This window comes from Clostridium fallax (assembly GCF_900129365.1).
Classification (GTDB): Bacteria; Bacillota; Clostridia; order Clostridiales; family Clostridiaceae; genus Clostridium_AH; species Clostridium_AH fallax.
The window spans coordinates 157,072-178,949 of the sequence record NZ_FQVM01000002.1 but is presented as its reverse complement, the minus strand read 5'-3'; the positions used below and the strand labels follow the sequence as shown (position 1 = coordinate 178,949).

Sequence of the window (21,878 nt, the reverse complement as noted above, 5' to 3'; positions counted from 1 at the left end):
TACTCCTTTGATCATTTCAGCATGCGCTAAAATGATGTTATGCGGTATTAATCTCCCTTTCGGGAGGCTATCCCCCTCTATGAGGCAGGTTACCCACGTGTTACTCACCCGTCCGCCGCTAGATTGTTTTCCGAAGAAAACTCTCTCGCTCGACTTGCATGTGTTAAGCACGCCGCCAGCGTTCGTCCTGAGCCAGGATCAAACTCTCAATTTAAAAAGTTTAATCTTTACTCATATAAAAGAATTGCTGGTTTAAAAAAATCTTAAAAGATTTTGTAAGTTTCTCTCTGTTTAATTTTCAAAGACCAAAGTCTTACTGACTGATTCATATTTTAACACTAACTTTTTTCACTGTCAAGGTTTTTATTTTCATAATTTTGAAATTTAAACTTGGCTGTTTTTGTTAATGTGTGTCTCTGTCTTAGTAACTTATGTACCTCAGCGACGTGTATTATCATATCATGTTTATTTTTTTCTACTATAATGAAAATTATTCATTATTCTTATTTATTTTTGTTTTATTTTATATTTCTTTTATTTACTAATTTATTCTTATATTGATACACTAGGATATGTTTATTATTTTTTTATATTTTTATTTCATTATATGGACAATTTATACGATATTAATATTAAGAAATATATTTATATTTAAGGAGAGATAACAAAGTGAAAAAAGCAATTATATTAATAATACTATCATTATCATTAATTTTAAGTGGCTGCACTTCATCTAAAAAAAGTCCTTCATCTGAAACTAAAAATAAAGAAACAGCTTCTTCTACTAATGATTCATCTAAAGAAGTTTCAAGTAGTGGTGAAAACTTAGATGTTGCAAATAAAGAAATTGTTCCTATAGTATTAAAAGACAATGGCGATTCTCCTAGTAACTTTTTTACATCTGAAAAATTCTACTATATATATAATAAGAAAGAAAATAATAGAATATATAAATATGCGGAAAATAATCTTGGAGGATTAAATGATTTTTCTAAAAGTGAAGAATTAAAAGATTGTTATGGAAGCTCCTTAATTGTTTTAGGAGATAAGCTTATTTTCTCTAATCAAAATGATGGAAATAAACTTTATTCTCTTTCAATTTCTACAGGAGAATTAAATAAAATAAATAATTACAATACAATTAGCTATTGTCAATTTTTAGATGGAGTAGCTTACATAAATAGAACGGATAAAAATAAACTATATTATACTTCATTTATAGAAAACACTACTAAGGCTCTTACAACAGATTCGGTGGGGAAATATATGTTATGGCCAAATTATATTTTATATCAAAATGCTGATGATCATTTTAAACTTTATGCTCTATCTATTGATGGAAAAACTAAAACTAAGCTAACAGATTTTGCTACAGAAAGCTTTGTTGTTGCAAATAATAAAGTTTACTGTAACAATTTATCAGAAAATAATAATATATATTCTATAAATCTTGAGAATCAAAAACCTAAAAGACTTGAAGATGTCTTCGGCGAGAATATATCTATTTCAAATGATAAGGTAGTATTTATAAATAAATTAGACAATAATACTGTTTATTCAATGACTACAGATGATAAACCTAAGTTAAATAAGATATTAGATGCACCTGTAAATGAGTTTTCAATAGTTGGTAATATGATGTTTTACGAAGATCCTATGAATGTATCTATTATAAATCATAAAAAGCTTTCTAAATAAATATACTTATTTAAAATGTAGATCTTTTATTTAAATAACTTTAATTTTTATAATTATTTTAATATAATAAAAATGATTAAAGGAGCCTTATTAAAATTTTAATAAGGCTCCTTTAAAACTTTAAATTACATATATAATATAAGTAGAAAAATTTATTTTAATAATTTTACTAACTCTTTAAACTTTTTACCTCTTACTTCAAAATTTGCAAACATATCAAAACTTGCACAAGCTGGTGATAAAGTAACTACATCTCCATTTTTAGATATATCCTTAGCTTTAGATACAGCTTCTTCTAAATTGCTTACTATTATATAAGGAACTTTTATTCCTTTTTCTGCTTCTAATTTATCAAAAGAGGCCTTTATCTTATCCTTTGTTAATCCCATTATTATAACAGTTTTAATATATGGATATCCTTCAAAAGCTAAAGGATCAAAAGGTATATGTTTATCATATCCTCCAGCAATAAGTATACATTTTTCTCCATAGCCTTTTAAGCTAGCTAAAGTTCTAGTCGGGCTAGAAGCAATAGAATCATTATAATATTTTACTCCATCTAGCTCCCTAACAAACTCCATTCTATGCTCAACACCTTCAAATGTCATAGCCACTTTCCTCATAACAGAAGAATCTACACATTCATTTACCGCTAAAAATGCAGCCAAATAATTTTCTACATTATGCATACCTCTTATAACTATATCATCTTTATCACATATTTTTTTACCCTTTATAAATAATTGTCCATCTTTATAATATCCACCGTCTTCAATTACTTTTTGAGAGCTAAATTTTAATACTTTTCCTTTTGCTTCTCTATCAAAAGTTTTAGTTATTTTATTTTCATCATTTATTATAAGTAAATCATTTTGTTTTTGATATTTAAATATATTTTTTTTAGCTTCAATATATTCATTCATATCTTTATGTATATCTAGATGATTAGGACTTAAATTGGTAACTATAGCCACATCAACCTCACAATCCATCGTCATAAGCTGAAAACTTGATAACTCTAAAACTACTTTATCATCCTTAGTCATATCTTCAATTTGAGAAAATAGAGGCATTCCTATATTGCCACCTATCCAAGTTTTATATCCTTGTTCCTTTAATAAGTTATATATTATTGAAGTTGTAGTTGTTTTTCCATCACTTCCAGTAACTCCATACACTTTACAAGGACAATATTTTACAAACTCCTCCATTTCAGATGTGATATACGCTCCTTCATTTTTTATATTAACCAAAGCATCGCAATCAACTCTCATGGATGGAGTTTTAAAAACAACATCAAAACCTTTAAGTCTATCTAAATAATTTCCCCCTAATTCAAAATTAACCTTTTCATCTTTAAATGATTTTATAACATCCTCTAATTGTGATTTATCTTTTTTATCAAAGGCAGTAACAGAAGCTCCTAGTCTAACTAAAAAATGTATCAATGGTATATTACTTATACCTATCCCTACTACTGCTACCTTCTTACCCCTAATAAAGCTTTTAAACTCACTAAAATCCCTTTTCATTATTAACTCCTCCAAGATGTTTCTTCATATATTATATAATTTATTTATATATACTGTCCCAATTTATTCTAATTATAACACCCTAGAAAAATTTATTCTATGTAATATAAAAGTTTATGAGGTTTATTATATACCAAATCCAATGTAAATTTATTACATAATATCCAATTCAATTTCCAATAGCAACCTTTCAACTTCCTTAATTTTGTTACTTTTTTAACAAGTATGGTAATTACCAGTTACTATTCCTTCTATAATGCCACATATAGCTAATTTTTTATATTTGTTTAATTAAAAAATTCTATTATAGATGTCCGTCTACTATCCATTTCTTAAATAATTTAAAATACCTTTTATAGATTATATAGTGATAGTAATTAAGCTAAATGTACATTAATAGTATAAATCTAATTTATTTTAATAAATTAAAAATAAAATAACTTTATAGATAATAAATAATTTTTAAAGTTAGAATTAAAGATATGTTTTTATTCATGTTTTATAATTAATATAAGAATGCATATTAATCAACACAAATGGATCTATAGATTAATATTATATAAAAAAGCATATAAACTTTTATATAATTATTTATAAAATTAAATATAAAAAAAGCTAGAAAGTTAGTAATCTTTCTAGCTTAAAATCTAAATTAATTTATTAAAATTGCATTTTATCTAATAAGAATTTCTCTAGCTCATCTATTTTCATTCTTACTTGAGTCATTGTATCTCTATCTCTAACAGTAACTGCTTCATCTTCTAAAGTATGAAAGTCTATAGTTATACAATATGGAGTTCCTATCTCATCTTGTCTTCTATATCTCTTACCTATACTTCCTGCCTCATCATACTCAATATTAAAGTTCTTTCTTAACATTGAATATACTTCATCTGCCTTCTCTGAAAGTTTCTTTGAAAGTGGTAAAACAGCAGCTTTAAATGGAGCTAATGCTGGATGTAAATGCATAACTGTTCTAACATCTCCCCCTTCTAATTCTTCTTCATCATAAGCATCAACTAAGAATGCTAAAGCAACTCTATCAGCTCCTAATGATGGCTCTATACAATATGGAACATATTTCTCTTTTGTTTGAGGATCCATATAGTTCATATCTTCACCTGAATGTTCTTGGTGCTTAGTTAAGTCATAGTCTGTTCTATCAGCTATTCCCCATAACTCTCCCCATCCAAATGGGAATAAATATTCTATATCAGATGTAGCCTTTGAATAAAATGATAATTCTTCTTGCTCATGATTTCTCATTCTTAAATTTTCTTCTTTAGCACCTAAGTTTAATAAGAAATTCCAGCAGTAATCTCTCCAATATTCAAACCATTCTAAATCTGTTCCAGGTTTGCAGAAGAATTCAAGTTCCATTTGCTCAAATTCTCTTGTTCTAAATGTAAAGTTTCCTGGAGTTATTTCATTTCTGAAGGATTTACCTATTTGAGCTATACCAAATGGCACTTTCTTTCTTGATGTTCTTTGAACAGTTTTAAAGTTTACAAATATACCTTGAGCTGTTTCTGGTCTTAAGTATATTTCTGACTTTGCATCTTCAGTAACTCCTTGGAATGTTTTAAACATTAAGTTGAACTTTCTTATATCTGTAAAGTTTTTCTTTCCACATTTAGGGCAAACTATATTATTATCATCTATATATTTTTTTAGTTCTTCATTTGACCAACCATCTGCTGAGGCAACTTCTACTCCATTAGCTGTCATATGATCTTCTATTATTTTATCTGCTCTAAATCTAGCCTTACAATCTTTACAATCCATTAAAGGATCTGAGAATCCTCCAACATGGCCTGATGCAACCCAAACTTCTTTATTCATTAGTATTGCACAGTCAACACCTACATTATATGGACTCTCTTGAACAAATTTTTTCCACCATGCTTTTTTTACATTATTTTTAAATTCTACTCCTAAAGGACCATAATCCCATGAGTTAGCTAATCCTCCATATATCTCTGAACCAGGAAATATAAATCCTCTATTTTTACAAAGTGCAACGATCTTTTCCATTGTCTTTTCTACTGCCATGTATATCCCTCCATATGATTTTTATCACATTTATTTAATGATCTTAATTTGACTATTTTTAGTACTAAAAAATTTTTATAAAATAAAAAAAGCCTTAAAACCTCAAAGGGACGAAATTATTCCGCGGTTCCACCCTTCTTGGCATAAGCCCTACTTAAAAATTAAACATTCAGAAGTTCCCTTCCCTCAAAAGCTTTAATGGTTTGCACCAAACACCATCTCTCTAAAAAAACTTTAAAGATACTCTTCTTCGTCATCATGTTTTCTTTATGAATTTTATACTACTTATTGTATCAAATATTAATTTATTGTCAAGAAAGATTTAATAAACTTAAGTATCTATTAAAACTTTATATTAATTATATTATAATCTTTCACTTAATTTAGTTACAAATATTTATTATATATTATTACCAAAACATAATATAATATACTATCTTTTAGTATATTATAGAATCTTACTTTAACATCATTAAAATATTCTCATATTATAATATTATTACTAAGTATAAAAGGTGATTCATGGGAAGAAAAAAAATAAATTATAGCGATATTTTAGGAGCTAAACCAAGAGTTCAACCTGCAATAAATACTTTGCTAGGCAATATAATGCCTTTTATAAGAAATGATAATTTTATATTTGCCAATTCAAATAGAGTTTATTGCTTCTTATCTACTTCACCTATTAATACTTCATCTACCAAAAGCACCCTTTATACTAACTATGAAATAAGTTTTTATAATTTTATATTAGGACTTTATATTCAAGAAGTTTTGGACAATAAGATAAGCTATGATAAAGATTTTATAATTCACAAAGACAAAAGCATAAATAAATTCATTCATAATATATTATCAAGAGACTTTACATTAGAAGATTCAGATATAAATTATATTCCATCACTAAACTTAACAATATCTAACGGAAATGCTGTTCAACCCCTTGTAACATATAATAACCCGATATCCATATTAACTTATGCAGTAATTATAATACTTCATTACTTAGAAGCTGATCCTGGTTTATATTATGGTAATAATGGTTATGCTACTATAATTCCATTAAATATAAAATTAGCTTTAAGTCATCTTTCAATACCTATTGAGAACCTTTGGAATTTATTTTGTAGTAAGTTCTCTCTTTAAATTGCAATATACAAAAGGTCAAAATTAAAATAGATTTATAAATATCTGTTTTAATCTTGACCTTAAAATTTCATATAAAATAAAAAAAGCAATGACATCGCATTACTACACTTAGAAAATTGGCTCCGCAGAGAGGATTCGAACCTCCAACCTATCGGTTAACAGCCGAGTGCTCCACCATTGAGCTACTGCGGAACGTTTCTACATTTATTATTATATCATCAAATATTATTTTTGCAAGTATTTTTTAAAAAATTTTTAAGTTTTTTTATGTTTTATTTATATTGTGTATTTTTATTAAATAAAATTGTTTTTAGGATTAATTTTAATTCTTTACTGTTTTTAATTTATTCATTGTTAAAATTAAAAGGAGCTATATCATAACAACTCTCCACTAACAATTATAGTAATATATATACATTACTATATATTGCATATGAATTAAATTTTGATAAAGCTCCTTTTATGTAAATAAGTTATATTTATTTAGTTCTAATTAGTTTTGTGGTTTCATAGTTGGGAATAAAATTACGTCTCTTATTGATGCTGCATCAGTAAGGAACATTATTATTCTATCTATACCTATTCCTAATCCCCCTGTTGGTGGCATACCAGTTTCAAGAGCGCTCATAAACTCTTCATCTATAACGTATGCTTCATCATCTCCAAGCTCTCTTTCCTTAGCTTGTTGTTCAAATCTTTCTCTTTGAACTATTGGGTCATTTAACTCTGAGTAAGAGTTACATACTTCTCTACCAAATATAAATCCTTCAAATCTTTCAGTAAACATTTCATTTCCTCTCTTCTTTTTAGTTAGAGGTGAAATTTCTACTGGATAGTCCATTATAAATGTTGGTTGAATCATATGCTCTTCTGCATATTCTTCATATAAAGCATTAAGAACTTCTCCCTTAGTTACTTCCTTAAGATCCTTCTTAAACTCTAAGCCTTTTTCTTTAGCTATAGCTTGAGCATCTTCGTCAGATTTAAAGTTGTTATAGTCTATACCTGCATATTCTTTAACGGCATCTACCATAGTTATTCTTCTCCATGGTGGTGTTAAATCTATTTCAGTTCCTTGATAAGTTATTTTTGTAGTTCCAAGAACTTTTTGTGCTGCATAAGCAATTAGATTTTCCATTATTTCCATCATATCTTTATAGTCTGCAAAAGCTTCATATAATTCTATCATAGTAAACTCTGGATTATGTCTTACACTTATTCCTTCATTTCTAAAGTTTTTACCCATATCGTATACTTTTTCAAAACCAGCTACTATACATCTTTTTAGATAAAGCTCAGTAGCAATTCTTAAATACATATCTATATCTAAAGCATTGTGGTGTGTTATAAATGGTCTAGCAGCAGCACCACCAGCTATAGGTGAAAGTATAGGTGTTTCAACTTCCATGTATCCTCTATTATCAAGGAATTCTCTAATAGCTTTTATTATTTTAACTCTCTTTATAAAAGTATCTTTAACTTCTGGATTAGTGATTATATCTACTTCTCTTTGTCTATATCTTAAATCTGGATCCTTTAACCCATGCCACTTTTCTGGTAATGGCTTTAAAGATTTACAGATTAATTCATAACTACTAACCTTAACTGATACCTCTCCAGCTTTAGTTTTAAATACTTCTCCTGTAGCACATAACCAGTCACCTAGGTCTAAAGCTTTAAAGGCTTTAAGATTTTCTTCACCTACTGCATCAATTTTTACAAATAACTGAATCTTTCCATCTCTATCTAAAAGATCAGCAAATACTACTTTTCCTTGTCCTCTTTTAGACATAAGTCTTCCAGCAACAGTAACTTCTTTTCCTTCTAATTCTTCAAAGTTACCTTTAACCTCAATTGAGTTATGTGTTTTATTTACTTTGTATACATCAAATGGGTCTTTGCCCGCATCTTTTAACGCAGCAAGCTTCTCTCTTCTTAACTTTTCTTGTTCATTAAACTGAGCTTCTTGTTCAGCAATGTTTATTTCCTCATTTGACATTAATAATCCCTCCGTTACACTCTTTTAATTTCTAGAATTTCTAATTTTATTATGCCTTGCGGTGCATTTACTTCAACTACATCTCCAACTTTTTTACCAATTAGCGCTTCCCCAACTGGTGATTCATTTGATATTTTATCATTCATTGGATCAGCTTCTGCTGAACCTACTAATGTATACTCTACCTCTTCATCAAATTCGTAATCTTTAACTTTAACTGTAGTTCCAATTGAAACTGTATCTGTTGATATTTCTGACTCATCTACAACGACAGCATTCTTTAGCATATTTTCAAGTTGAAGAATTCTTCCTTCTGTAAAAGCTTGTTCGTTCTTAGCTTCATCATACTCTGAGTTTTCACTTAAGTCTCCATAACCTAATGCAACTTTTATTTTTTCAGTTATTTCTTTTCTCTTAACTGTTTTTAAATATTCTAATTCTTCTTCTAATTTCTTTACACCTTCATAGGTCATAATATACTTTTTTGCTTCGCTCATATCTTTCTCCCCTTCGATAATCATACTATTATAATATATCATAATTTATGAAATTAACATACTTTTTAAAATTTATTTAAATATTATAGATGTAATTATATTTATATGTCAACATTTTTATAATCTATTATTTAATGAATAAATAAAAAGTATTATTTTATTTACTAATGTCTTGTATAATTCTATGCATTAATATTTATTATAACACTGAATATTATATTTTCTTATAATATAAAGTGATTATTTTATAAATGTAGATTAAGATTTAATAATATTTTTATATTAAAGATTTATTTATTTGTTATTATGGTTTTTATTAAATAATTATATTCATAATAATATAATCTTAAAATACTTTATATCATATATTTTTATTATTATAGTATATTTTTATATTCTTCTAATATTTCTAGTACTTCTTTACTAGTTGTCTTTGTATTAATTAAATTTTTAATATCTGTGCAGTTTTTTAATCCTTTTATATACCAAGAAGCATGCTTTCTCATTTCTCTTATAGCTTTATATTCGCCATCATATTTTAGTGCTAATTTATAATGCTTAATGCACATATCTATTTTATCTATTGCCTTTGGTTCTGTAACTTTTTCACCATTTAATTTTTGTTTTATCTGTTTAAATAACCATGGATTTCCCATGCTACCTCTAGCAATCATTATAGCATCACAATTAGATTGTTTAATCATTTCCTCTGCATCTTCTGGTGTAAAAACATCACCATTTCCGATTACAGGTATAGATACAGCTTCTTTTACTTTACCTATTATATCCCAATCAGCTTTTCCTTCATACATTTGCTCTCTTGTTCTACCATGCACTGCAATAGTATCTGCTCCACCATCTTCTATGTACTTTGCAAATTCTACTGCATTAATATTTTCTGAGTCAAAACCTTTTCTAAATTTTACTGTTACAGGTTTTTGGGATACTGACTTTACCTTTCTTACAATTTCTCTTGCAAGATTAGGATTTTTCATTAAAGCTGATCCCTCTCCATTTTTAACTATTTTAGGAGCAGGACATCCCATATTTATATCAATAACACATATATCATCGTTAGGAACAAAAAACTTTTCTGCAGCATAAGCCATTATTTCAGGCTCATTTCCAAACATCTGAACTGCTACTGGTTTTTCCTCTTCTGAGATTCTTAAAAGTTCTTTTGTATTTTCACTTCCATAATAAAGTGCTTTAGCACTTACCATTTCCGTATATACTAAACCGCACCCCATCTCCTTACATAATCCTCTAAAGGATATGTCAGTAACTCCAGCCATAGGTGCAAGGAATACATTATTTTTAAATTCAATATTCCCAATCTTCATAGGAAAATCTACTCTCCTTATTCTTTATTTTTTTCATAAAGTATACTTAGTCCCTCTAATGTTAATTGTCCATCTACTTTATCTATTGCATCTGTTTCGTTAGCTATTAATTTTGCTAAACCTCCTGTTGCTATTACAAAAGGTTCTTTCTCACCTAAAGATATCATTTCTTTTTTCATTCTATTTACTATATACTCTACTTGCCCTACATAACCATAAATTATACCTGCTTGCATACTGTTAATAGTGTTTTTACATATCAGTGTCTTTGTAATTTCAAGCTCAACTCTTGGAAGTTTTGCTGCTCTTGTAAATAATGCATCTGAAGATATTTTTATTCCGGGGCATATATTACCACCAAGATAATTTCCTTCCTTAGTTAATGCACAAAAAGTTGTAGCTGTACCAAAATCTATTATTATAGCAGATCTTTTATATATTTCATGAACTGCTACAGCATTTACAATTCTATCAGCACCTACCTCTTTTGGATTATCATATTTTATATTAACTCCTGTCTTTATTCCAGGTCCTACTATAATAGGGCTTACATTAAAACATTTTTTAAGCATATGCTCTAGAGAGTACATTATATTAGGGACTACAGAGGATATTATTATTCCCTTTACATCTTTAGGATTTAAATCACTTTGATGAAATAAATCCATAACTTGAATACTATATTCATCAGAAGTTTTTTTATCATCTGTTGATAATCTCCAACAAGCTATATATTGATTATTTTTTCTTACACCAAGAACTATATTTGTATTCCCTACATCTACTAACAATACCATATGTTGCACCACCTTAATATAATTAAAAGCAGCCTTGAAGCTGCCACAACTTTTGTCTCTTCTATATAGTTTTATTTAATTTTAACAATTTAATTTTAGCAACTTAGGTTTTTTTGTCAAGCTTTTATCAAATCAGGAATTTTTAATCAGTATTTTTCCCAATTTAAAAATATTATGTATTTGTATATTTAATATTTTTTTAAAGCTATATTATAAATTGATAAATCTACTCTAAAATTTATAATATTATTGTGCTAATAAATTTTAATATATATAACTAATAAATACAAATAATAAATATATACTTAATTATTCCAATATTATATAAATTAAAAAACACTACCAAAATATTTTATTAAATAAATTTTGGTAGTGTTTTCTTTAAATAATATTAATATTATGAAAAACTTCAATAATAGGATTCTTAATAACCCTATCTTAATAAATTCTTTATACAGCTTATTGTAAGACTTTAAAATAATCCAATTATTTTTCCATCTTCATTTATATCCATTTTATTTGCTGCTGGAACCTTTGGAAGTCCTGGCATTGTCATAATATCTCCAGTTAAAACTACAATAAAGCCAGCTCCATTAGATACTCTTACTTCTTTTACATTGATGCCAAATCCTTCAGGTCTCCCTAATAAATTTGGTTTATCTGAAAGAGAATATTGAGTTTTAGCCATACAAATAGGTAATTTATCTAATTTAAATTTTTCAAGTTCGCTAATTTGATTTAAAGCATATTGAGAATATTCAACAGATTTAGCCCCATAAATTTCCTCGGCAATAATTGATATTTTTTCTTTTATAGATAAATTTTCATCATAAATAGGCTTGAAATTACTTTTAACTTTATCCATAGTTTCAATGATTTTATTTGCTAAATCAACTCCTCCATCTCCGCCTTTTTCCCACACTTCTGTTAGAGAAACCTTCACTTTATTCTCCTTACAAAAATCTTCTATATATTTAACTTCTTCATCACTATCAGTTATGAATTTATTTATAGCTACAACTACAGGCACTTCAAATTTTCTGATATTTTCTATTTGCTTTTCTAAGTTTTTAATTCCTTTTGCTAAAGCTTCAACACTTGGCTTATTAAGATCTTCTTTTTTAACTCCACCATGGTGCTTTAAAGCTCTTACTGTTGCAACTAAAACTACACAGTCAGGCTTTAAATTGCCATATCTACACTTTATATCAAAAAACTTTTCTGCTCCCAAATCTGCTCCAAAGCCTGCCTCAGTAACAGCTATTTCCCCTAATTTCAAAGCCATTTTTGTTGCAATTATTGAATTACATCCATGGGCAATATTAGCAAAAGGTCCTCCATGTATTATAGCAGGAGTATTTTCTAAGGTTTGTACTAAATTAGGTTTAATTGCATCCTTCATTAAAAGAGCCATAGCTCCCTCAACTTTTAAATCCTTTGCATATACAGGATTTCCATCTAAATTATATCCTATTAGTATATTACCCATTCTTTTCTTTAAGTCTTCTAAATCAGATGCTAAACATAAAATGGCCATAATTTCGGAAGCTACAGTTATCATAAAACCATCTTCTCTTAAGAAGCCATTAACTTTACCACCCATTCCTACTACTATATTTCTTAAAGCCCTATCATTCATATCCATAACTCTTTTAAAAGTTATTCTTCTTGAATCTATTTTAAGCTCATTTCCTTGATGAATATGATTATCTATTGCTGCACATAAAAGATTATTTGCTGATGTTATAGCATGCATATCACCTGTAAAATGAAGATTTATGTCCTCCATTGGAACTACTTGAGAATATCCGCCTCCAGCTGCACCTCCCTTTATACCAAAAACTGGACCTAGTGAAGGTTCTCTTAAAGCTATTACAGCTTTTTTACCTATCTTATTAAAAGCTTGACCTAAGCCAACTGTAACAGTGGATTTTCCTTCTCCAGCTGGTGTAGGATTAATTGCCGTTACTAAAACTAATTTTCCATCTTTAGAATTATTTTTCTTGTATTCATCTAAAGATATTTTGCATTTATATTTCCCATAAAATTCTATGCTATCTTCTGAAAGTCCTAACTTCTTACCTATTTCGGCAATAGGTTTCATATTAGCCTCTTGTGCTATAGTAATATCATTTTTCATAAAAACACCCCACTTATTTAATCATATTATATTTATAATTATACCAATAAAAGCAAATATTAATATAAGATAATTATCCATATATAAAATAAAAACCAGTTCTCTTTAAAAGAACTGGTTTTTATTTTATATATTTTGTGGTTCTACATTATTTACTTCTTCTTTTAAGCTTTTACCTGAAAATATAGCTTCAAATTCACTTGCTTCAAGCTTTTCTTTTTCTAATAAAGCCTGTGCAACAGCATGTAGTTTATCGATATTATCAGTTAATAAATTTTCTGCCTTAACATATGCTTCATCAATAAATCTCTTTATTTCTTTATCTATTTCAGATCCAACTTCTTCACTAAAGTTTCTACTTCTTCCAATATCTCTTCCTAAGAACACTTCGTTGTGATCTCCTCCAAAGGATATTGGTCCAAGTAAATCACTCATACCATATTCCATAACCATGCTTCTAGCTATATTACTTGCTCTATCAATATCATTTTTAGCTCCGGTACTTATATCACCCATTATAATCTTTTCTGCAACTCTTCCACCTAAAAGACCTACCATATCATCTTTTAATTTTAATTTAGATGTATATGATCTATCTTCCTTTGGTAAATGCATTGTGTATCCTCCAGCCATTCCTCTCGGAATTATACTTATTTCATGAACTGGATCTGAATTTGGTAAAAGTCTCATTGTGATTGCATGACCAGCCTCATGATACGCAGTTAGCTTCCTGTCATGTTCACTAATTACCTTGCTCTTCTTTTCTGGACCTGCTATTACCCTTGTGATAGCTTCTTCCATTTCATCCATACCAATAACTTTTTTATTTCTTCTAACAGATAATAAAGCTGCTTCATTAGATAGATTTTCTAAATCTGCTCCTGTAAATCCTGGAGTTCTCTTAGCAAGTATACTAAGATTTACATCTGAAGATAAAGGTTTATTTTTTGTATGAACCTTTAATATTTCTTCTCTTCCCTTTACATCTGGAGCTCCAACTAATATTTGTCTATCAAATCTGCCTGGTCTTAAAAGTGCTGGATCTAATATATCTGGTCTGTTAGTAGCAGCTATCATAATGATACCTTCATTTATTCCAAATCCATCCATTTCAACTAGTAACTGATTAAGAGTCTGCTCTCTTTCATCATGTCCACCGCCTACTCCGGCTCCTCTCTGTCTACCAACAGCATCTATTTCATCAATGAAAACTATACATGGAGAATTTTTCTTTGCTTGTTCGAATAAATCTCTAACCCTTGAAGCACCTACTCCAACAAACATTTCAACAAAGTCTGATCCTGAAATACTAAAAAATGGCACTCCAGCTTCTCCTGCTATTGCTTTTGCTAGAAGTGTTTTTCCTGTTCCTGGAGGCCCTACAAGAAGCACTCCTTTAGGAATTCTAGCACCCATATCAATATATTTTTTAGGTTGCTTTAAAAAGTCAACTATCTCCTCTAATTCTGCTTTTTCTTCATCTGCTCCTGCTACATCATTAAATGTAACTTTTTTTCTATCTGGAGAGGCCATTTTTGCCCTACTTTTACCGAAGTTCATTACACCTCGATTTCCCCCTCCACCTTGTGATTGTTGCATAAATACAAAAAATATCCCTAGGACTAAAACTACCATAAGTACAGTAGGAATTATTTGTACCCAAACAGATATATTAGTAGGCGGATCAAAACTTACCTTTACATCTTCTTTAGGATAATCTTTTAATAGCATATTCAAAGTATCTACTGGTACAAATGTATTAAAGGTTTTATTATTAGTTAAAGTTCCTTCAACAGTCATCTTATCTTCTTTTACGCGAATATTTTTCACTTCACTATTAATCCATTTTTGTTGGAATTCGCTATAAGGTATATTACTACCCGCTTCGCCACTTCTTACTAAAAAAACTGCTGAAATTACAACAAATATCATTATTACAATCCAAGCCGTTAAGCTTGAAAATTTTTTCATTTAAAGTCCCCCTCTCTTAATAATTACTATAAAAGTTTAGCATATAGCTATTCATTTTACAATATTTTCTATTTGTTCTTTTCATAAACTTCTCTTTTTAATATTCCTATGTAAGGAAGATTTCTATACTTCTCTGCATAGTCTATACCATACCCTACTATAAATTCATCTGGAACGTTAAATCCTAAATATTTAACATCTATATTAGCTTTTCTTCTTGCTTCTTTGTTTAATAGGGATACTATTTCTATACTTTTAGCTCCTCTATCCTCTAAATACTTTAATAAATAACTTAAAGTTAATCCAGTATCTACAATATCTTCAACTATTAATATATTTTTGCCCTCTACATGGTTATCTAAATCTTTTAAAATTCTAACTACGCCAGAACTTTCAGAAGCTTTTCCATAACTTGAAACAGCCATAAAGTCCAATTCACATGGTATTGTTATATTTTTTGCAAGTTCTGATGCAAATATTACTGAGCCTTTTAGAATACCTACAACTAAAAGATCCTCTCCTTTATAATCTTTACTTATTTGAGCACCTAGTTCCTTAACTTTTTCAATAATTTGTTCTTCTGTAAATAATATTTCCTTTATATCCTCTCTCATCTCAGCGTTTCCTTTCTATAAATTTTATTTTTATTATATCTTGAGTTTTTTTACTAACTTTAAAAAGATTACTTACCTTTAATCCAACGATCCAAGCTATTTCTTGATCAAAACAAACTAAAGGAATTTTATTTCTTTCTTCTTTTGGAATCTTTGCATCTATAAATATAGATTTTATTTTCTTAGATCCATTCATTCCTAAAGGAATTATCTTATCTCCATCCTTTTTGGCTCTTATGGTTATTCCTTCTTTTATCTTATCATAATCAAAGTACTTTATTAAAGAATTATTATCAAATTGTATTGATTTATTAGGAAAAATATCAATACAAATATCATACCCTATTTTTTCTAATAAATTAATGTTTTTTAAAGTTTTTAGCTGATTTTTTGATATAAATATCTCATCTAATTTAAAATCATTTTTTTTATTATTTAAATAAATACTTATTTCTCCATATATATTTTTGCAAATTATATCATTAGGTAAATGAATTTCTTTTCCTGTTTCCCCTTTTTGTAAAGAAACAATATCATCTATATGCTTCATTTCAAAATTATATCCATTACCATTTAACTTTATATAAACTTTTCTAATTATTCTAGATAAAATAGCTCTATTTTCTTTAAAAGCTCCTTTATCTATAGTAATGGATTCCCTATATTCTTTGCAAAATCTTTCATATTTTTCATCACAAACACCCTCAATATATTCTTGATCTATAGCTGATAAAGAAGCTAATCTATTTAATGTTGATACTATATCACTATTAAAGTTTTCTTTAATATAAGGAATCATATCTAATCTTATTTTATTTCTTGAATATATATTTTCAAGGTTTGTTTTATCTATTCTAGGATTTAAATTGTTAGATTCACAATATTTTTCTATTTCATCTCTTGTAAGGCATAATATTGGTCTTATGTATTTATAATCTCTTATAGGTTTTATTCCTATAAGACCTTCTAATCCTGTTCCTCTCATTATCCTCATCAAAATAGTTTCAGCTTGATCATTAGCATTATGAGCTATTGCTATTTTATTAAGATTTTCATTTTTAAAGATTTCATCAAAAAATTCATATCTTATTTCTCTTCCTGCCATTTCTGATGATATTTTTCTTTCTTCTGCTATTTTATTTATATTAGCTTTTTTTATATAGCAAGGAATTTGCAATTTCTCACAAAACTCTTTTACATACCTTTCATCCTCGTCTGCATCATCACCCCTTAAACAATGATTAACATGAGCTACGAATATTTCTATATTTAATATATCTTTTAAAGAATTTAATATATGTAATAAACAAATTGAATCTGGTCCTCCAGATAATGCAACTAAAACTCTATCCCCATTCTTTATCATATTATATTGCCTTATATATTCTATTATCTTTTGCCTCAAATTTAAACACTTCCTATTTGATTTATTTGAAATTTTACATTTTTAATAACTCATTATAACATAATATCTAAAAAGTCTTAATAGAAAAACCTCTTAGTAATATAAACTTTACACCCTGTTAAACAAATCGTAAATAATGTAATTGAATATTTTAAAAGAGGTGCGTCTAAAAAAAGAAACACCTCTTTTATTTTTATCAATATAATGCATAAACTTTAGATACCATAACAGTCATATCATCCTTACTTTTACCACCATTTAATTCTATTGCTTTATTTAATATATCTGCACTTAGCTCTTTTGGATTTTTTATTTTACTTTCTCTTAAAAACTCTATTATCCATTTATAATTAGCTCCTCTATCTTCTCCTACATCTAAAACTCCATCACTGATTGTAACTATTATATCTCCATTAACTACCTTTTTATCTGTAATATCAATATCTGGTTTATCTAATACTCCAAAAGGAAGTGTATTAGATTCTATTACAAAAATCTTATCTCCTCTTTTAATAAAACTCTCTACTGCTCCAACTTTCATAAAAGTAGTTTTTCCTGTATATAAATCTATATTATACATATCTAATGTAGCAAACTTTTCATCCTCTGAAAACTTCATTGTCATAATTGAATTCACTGTATTTATCGCTGTTAGATCTTCAAATCCAGCTTGAGTAAACTTTTCTATAAGTTCTACAGCAGCTTTACTTTCTGCTCCTGCTTCTGGTCCTGATCCCATTCCATCACTAAGTACAGCCATATAATTCCCTTCTTTACCCTTACCAAAGCTATAGCTATCTCCAGTATACTTTTCACCATCTTTACAAGCTAAAGATACATTAGATGATATATGATATTTTGGAGCTTCTTCAATAAGTACAGTACAATTTCTAGTCTTTGGATCTATATTACATCCTTCCCCTCCTATACTCATGTTTCTTCCTATTGAATTATTTATTATAGGAAGTAAATCTTTAACACATTTTTGTTCTCCATGGCAATTATCCATTATAACCTTTATATTAATTCTTCCATGTTTATCTTCGAAACACAATATATTTTCATATGGAAAATTGTTTTTTATTAATTCCTTTTTTATAGCTCTTTCTACATCACTACATATATTTATATCCTTATTAAAATCATCTGCAATTTCTCCTATTGTTATTGCCATGTTATTTATATGTCCAGATAAAAGTTTTCTTCCTTCACTCATTCTCTTTCTTACCATTTCATTCATTACATGATTATTCACTATTTCTTCAGCTTGTTTTATAAGAGCATGTTCTCTCATACATTTTTTTCTTAATATCTCTGGAAAATCCCTTCTTCCTTCTTGTTGATTTCTTATAAGCTCTCCAAATGCTTCATAAGTAGCATGAATTTCTCTTTTCCAGCACATCTGCTTCATATCACAACTTCCACAAACTCTATCTGCTAAGTTTTCTATCATGGCTGTCCCTTTATTCTTTAATAAAAGTTTATCATTATCTACTAGTTTATTTAAAACAACGGATATACAAGATAAAACCTCTGTAAAGTTATTAAGTTTTACTGAGAACTCTTCCTTTATTTTATTAAAATGTAATTCCCCTAATTTATCTTGTTTCTTCTCACTATCAAACTCTAAAGATAATTTATTGTATAAAGACGATGGAATTAAAACAAATATTCCACAAGCTAAAACAGCTTCAATAATTCTAAAAGCTTCAAAATTTTTAGAATACATAATTAATATAAAATACATTATAAGATAAGAAATAAGAGATAATATTTTCCCAGTATCTTTAAATATTCCAACAACTAGTCCACAAATTCCATATACACTTATATAAAGCATCATATTATTTGTTGAAATTCCAACTATCATACCTAAACTTATTCCTGCCGCCGCCCCAATTGAAGTACCACTTATATAACCTATACTTATTATGAATACTAAAGAAACTATATTTCTAAAACTTACCCCTAAAACTCCTAAATCTCCAACTCCAGAGATTATTAAACATACCAAAAGAGAAATACTTACAATCTCCTCTGATGTATAATAATGATTAGTATTCATGTCATCAATACAACTTACAGCATATTTAATCATATAATATATAGGATATATAACTACTGTTTGTATAATAGATGTAACTATATTTACCCAGAAACTATAGTTATTTATAATAGCTCTAAATAAAAACATGGAAATAAATATAACAAAAAAGCTACTATACTCAAAAAGTTTACTATGAAGTCTTATTGGTATATTTTGAAATATTACTACTGCAGCTACAATTAATATATACATTGGTAAATCTTCTAATCTATTAAACATAGTAATATATCCTAATAAAACCCCTACAGCCGCTATTAAACTTTCCTTTTTATCCCTTCTATTACTATAAGCTAATATATATGCTATTCCAAAAGGTGCGATGTTTTCAAAAGTGTCTATATTTACTGTTATTGCTACTCTACTAATAAAAATTGCTCCAATAAAACTAAAAACTATTCTTATAGGAGACGCTAAAACTTTAGTCTTGTTTCTTTGAGTTTTATTCTTATCATCTGTTCTTTTATATGTTGAAACGTCTACACCATATTGCAATATATCTCCTCCCCCTTTTAAAACTGTAATTTTATTATAACAAAGTCTTTTGGAAATAAATGTAATAAGATGTAGTGAATTATTTTTTCTTTAAGACATTAAAATATATTTTTCTAAATTTTTTATTATATATAGATTTTTATAGATATTGTAAATGTTTTTTTATTTATAATTATTTTTTTATTTTTGTCATTTCTTAATATTGTATAGAGATATTTTGGGATATATTTTTATCATATTTTATTATAATAATTTTTTTCATATTTTTTCTTTATTGTAAGATTTTTTTCTACATATTTTACAAATATACTTATAACAATAAATTTACTTTGCCAATATCTTGTATTCATAAAATGCTTTATTGACTAAAATTACATTATTATAATATTAATCTTTATTTTTAAATAAAAAAAAGAGATTCATATATGAATCTCTTTTGGTGCTGAAGACCGGAATCGAACCGGTACGATGTTTTAGCATCGCAGGATTTTAAGTCCTGTGCGTCTGCCAGTTCCGCCACTCCAGCATATTATTTATTTTTAAAAGTGGTAGCGGAAATAGGACTTGAACCTACGACACTTCGGGTATGAACCGAATGCTCTAGCCAGCTGAGCTATTCCGCCACATTGGTTGCGGGGGCAGGACTTGAACCTACGACCTTCGGGTTATGAGCCCGACGAGCTACCAACTGCTCCACCCCGCGTTATTATGGTGCTGAAGACCGGAATCGAACCGGTACGATGTTTTAGCATCGCAGGATTTTAAGTCCTGTGCGTCTGCCAGTTCCGCCACTCCAGCACGGTATTTACTTTTAAAAGTGGTAGCGGAAATAGGACTTGAACCTACGACACTTCGGGTATGAACCGAATGCTCTAGCCAGCTGAGCTATTCCGCCACATTGGTTGCGGGGGCAGGACTTGAACCTACGACCTTCGGGTTATGAGCCCGACGAGCTACCAACTGCTCCACCCCGCGTTATTATGGTGCTGAAGACCGGAATCGAACCGGTACGATGTTTTAGCATCGCAGGATTTTAAGTCCTGTGCGTCTGCCAGTTCCGCCACTCCAGCACATTTTGTTTTTTGCTGTCGCCTCTCAACGACAAGATTTATTATAAGGTATGGTCATATTAATGTCAACACTTTTTTAAAAAAATTTTATTTATTTATATAATAATATTAATTATCCTTTAAAATTTATATAAAAAATATATAAAAAGCATGGATTTTATAAAATCCATGCTAGTAACATTCAATTATTGCATTTAATTAACCTAAGCTTTTTCTGCCTTTTGCTCTAAATTCTTGATGTTTTTTAACATCAGCTAATCTTTCTTCACTGTCTTTCAAGAATTTTGACATTATATCCTCAAAGTTTTGTGTATTACTTGCCTTTTTCTTTTCTACGCTCCAATCTATTTCAACCGGTTTAACAGATTTTCTTTGAGTATTCGCTTGTTTAATTGATAAGCTTATTTTTCCCTTATCGTCAATTGAAATTACTTTAACCTTAACCTTGTCTTGTTCTTTAAGATGTTGTCTTATATCTTTTACAAATGAATCTGCAACTTCTGAAATATGAACTAGACCTGTTTGTCCGTCAACCTCAACGAACGCTCCAAAATTAGTGATGTTAACCACTTTACCCTCTAAAATGTTTCCTGCCTTTAAGGTCATGTTACCAAGACTCCTCCTTAAAAATATTAAAATATATGTTATTAAAATAATAACCATTACTTTGAGCATATAATTTTTAAACTATTGCCCCTTTTCCTCTATTACAACTTTTTCACCAGGCTTAATCATTCCTAATCTTTCCCTAGCCTGCTTTTCAATATACTGATCACTAGATATAGTATCAGCTTCATTTTTCAGCTCTTCATTAGCTTCTTTTAATTTTTGCAATTCTTCTTGCTTTTCATTAATTTGCTTTTGTATTTTATTCATAGCTATTTCTTGTCTTATAAAACTAAAACAAAAAATAGCTATAAGTACTATTATCACTATTTTATTTATTGTTAATTTGTTTTTCATATAATTTAGCCCCTTTTAAAATTCTTTGGCAAAATTACTCATTTATATT

General features: G+C 28.3%; 15 protein-coding genes, 8 tRNA genes, 1 rRNA gene and 1 other annotated feature. Of the genes, 2 read left to right on the top strand and 22 right to left on the bottom strand.

All coding sequences use genetic code 11. The features are described from left to right. A 16S ribosomal RNA gene (locus BUA70_RS02140) occupies positions 1–214 on the bottom strand; the annotation flags it as partial. Between the two features lie 455 nt (positions 215–669). Here BUA70_RS02140 and BUA70_RS02135 point away from each other — a divergent pair. Continuing rightward, complete coding sequence (locus BUA70_RS02135) at positions 670–1,698, top strand: DUF5050 domain-containing protein (protein WP_072892577.1); 1,029 nt, start codon at positions 670–672, stop codon at positions 1,696–1,698. A 152-nt stretch (positions 1,699–1,850) separates the two neighbouring features. Here BUA70_RS02135 and murD read toward each other — a convergent pair whose 3' ends face one another. Both murD and BUA70_RS02125 read right to left on the bottom strand, forming a co-directional pair. Further along, positions 1,851–3,230 carry a UDP-N-acetylmuramoyl-L-alanine--D-glutamate ligase gene (gene murD, locus BUA70_RS02130; RefSeq protein WP_072892576.1) on the bottom strand — a complete coding sequence of 460 codons (1,380 nt, stop codon included), beginning with the start codon at positions 3,228–3,230 and terminating at the stop codon, positions 1,851–1,853. 660 nt (positions 3,231–3,890) lie between these two features. Beyond that, positions 3,891–5,282, bottom strand: a complete 1,392-nt coding sequence (locus BUA70_RS02125; RefSeq protein ID WP_072892575.1) for a glycine--tRNA ligase — start codon at positions 5,280–5,282, stop codon at positions 3,891–3,893. Between the two features lie 103 nt (positions 5,283–5,385). Then, positions 5,386–5,548: a binding site (T-box leader), on the bottom strand. A gap of 256 nt (positions 5,549–5,804) precedes the next feature. Here BUA70_RS02125 and BUA70_RS02120 point away from each other — a divergent pair. Next, positions 5,805–6,428, top strand: coding sequence for a hypothetical protein (locus BUA70_RS02120; RefSeq protein WP_072892574.1), 624 nt, complete (start codon positions 5,805–5,807; stop codon positions 6,426–6,428). Between the two features lie 120 nt (positions 6,429–6,548). Here BUA70_RS02120 and BUA70_RS02115 read toward each other — a convergent pair. From BUA70_RS02115 to BUA70_RS02025, 19 genes are all read right to left on the bottom strand, one after another. Continuing rightward, positions 6,549–6,623, bottom strand: a tRNA-Asn gene (locus tag BUA70_RS02115). 301 nt (positions 6,624–6,924) lie between these two features. After that, positions 6,925–8,430 (bottom strand): lysine--tRNA ligase, encoded by a 1,506-nt coding sequence (gene lysS, locus BUA70_RS02110; RefSeq protein WP_072892573.1) that lies wholly within the window; start codon positions 8,428–8,430, stop codon positions 6,925–6,927. Between the two features lie 14 nt (positions 8,431–8,444). Then, positions 8,445–8,927: a transcription elongation factor GreA gene (gene greA / locus BUA70_RS02105; protein ID WP_072892572.1), complete on the bottom strand. Its 483-nt coding sequence runs from the start codon at positions 8,925–8,927 to the stop codon at positions 8,445–8,447. 377 nt (positions 8,928–9,304) lie between these two features. Beyond that, positions 9,305–10,270, bottom strand: coding sequence for a tRNA dihydrouridine synthase DusB (gene dusB, locus BUA70_RS02100; protein ID WP_072892571.1), 966 nt, complete (start codon positions 10,268–10,270; stop codon positions 9,305–9,307). A 17-nt stretch (positions 10,271–10,287) separates the two neighbouring features. After that, positions 10,288–11,067 carry a type III pantothenate kinase gene (locus BUA70_RS02095; RefSeq protein ID WP_072892570.1) on the bottom strand — a complete coding sequence of 260 codons (780 nt, stop codon included), beginning with the start codon at positions 11,065–11,067 and terminating at the stop codon, positions 10,288–10,290. A gap of 472 nt (positions 11,068–11,539) precedes the next feature. After that, positions 11,540–13,207: a formate--tetrahydrofolate ligase gene (locus BUA70_RS02090; RefSeq protein WP_072892569.1), complete on the bottom strand. Its 1,668-nt coding sequence runs from the start codon at positions 13,205–13,207 to the stop codon at positions 11,540–11,542. Positions 13,208–13,333: 126 nt separating this feature from the next. Next, positions 13,334–15,178, bottom strand: coding sequence for an ATP-dependent zinc metalloprotease FtsH (gene ftsH, locus BUA70_RS02085; RefSeq protein WP_072892568.1), 1,845 nt, complete (start codon positions 15,176–15,178; stop codon positions 13,334–13,336). A gap of 68 nt (positions 15,179–15,246) precedes the next feature. Further along, positions 15,247–15,792, bottom strand: a complete 546-nt coding sequence (hpt, locus tag BUA70_RS02080) for a hypoxanthine phosphoribosyltransferase (RefSeq protein WP_072892567.1) — start codon at positions 15,790–15,792, stop codon at positions 15,247–15,249. A gap of 1 nt (position 15,793) precedes the next feature. After that, on the bottom strand, positions 15,794–17,197 hold the full coding sequence (gene tilS, locus BUA70_RS02075) for a tRNA lysidine(34) synthetase TilS (protein WP_072892566.1): 1,404 nt from the start codon (positions 17,195–17,197) through the stop codon (positions 15,794–15,796). A gap of 196 nt (positions 17,198–17,393) precedes the next feature. Beyond that, positions 17,394–19,796, bottom strand: coding sequence for a stage II sporulation protein E (gene spoIIE, locus BUA70_RS02070; RefSeq protein WP_072892565.1), 2,403 nt, complete (start codon positions 19,794–19,796; stop codon positions 17,394–17,396). 437 nt (positions 19,797–20,233) lie between these two features. Next, positions 20,234–20,322 (bottom strand) — tRNA-Leu (locus tag BUA70_RS02065). Positions 20,323–20,342: 20 nt separating this feature from the next. Next, positions 20,343–20,419: transfer RNA gene (locus BUA70_RS02060), tRNA-Met, on the bottom strand. Between the two features lie 4 nt (positions 20,420–20,423). Continuing rightward, a tRNA-Met gene (locus BUA70_RS02055) sits at positions 20,424–20,499 on the bottom strand. Between the two features lie 6 nt (positions 20,500–20,505). Next, a tRNA-Leu gene (locus tag BUA70_RS02050) sits at positions 20,506–20,594 on the bottom strand. A 20-nt stretch (positions 20,595–20,614) separates the two neighbouring features. Then, positions 20,615–20,691: transfer RNA gene (locus BUA70_RS02045), tRNA-Met, on the bottom strand. 4 nt (positions 20,692–20,695) lie between these two features. Beyond that, positions 20,696–20,771, bottom strand: a tRNA-Met gene (locus BUA70_RS02040). A 6-nt stretch (positions 20,772–20,777) separates the two neighbouring features. Further along, positions 20,778–20,866, bottom strand: a tRNA-Leu gene (locus BUA70_RS02035). Positions 20,867–21,064: 198 nt separating this feature from the next. Then, entirely contained in the window at positions 21,065–21,472 is a 408-nt protein-coding gene (locus tag BUA70_RS02030; protein WP_072892564.1) for a S1 domain-containing RNA-binding protein, read from the bottom strand. Between the two features lie 81 nt (positions 21,473–21,553). Further along, on the bottom strand, positions 21,554–21,829 hold the full coding sequence (locus BUA70_RS02025; protein ID WP_072892563.1) for an FtsB family cell division protein: 276 nt from the start codon (positions 21,827–21,829) through the stop codon (positions 21,554–21,556). Positions 21,830–21,878: the final 49 nt, after the last annotated feature.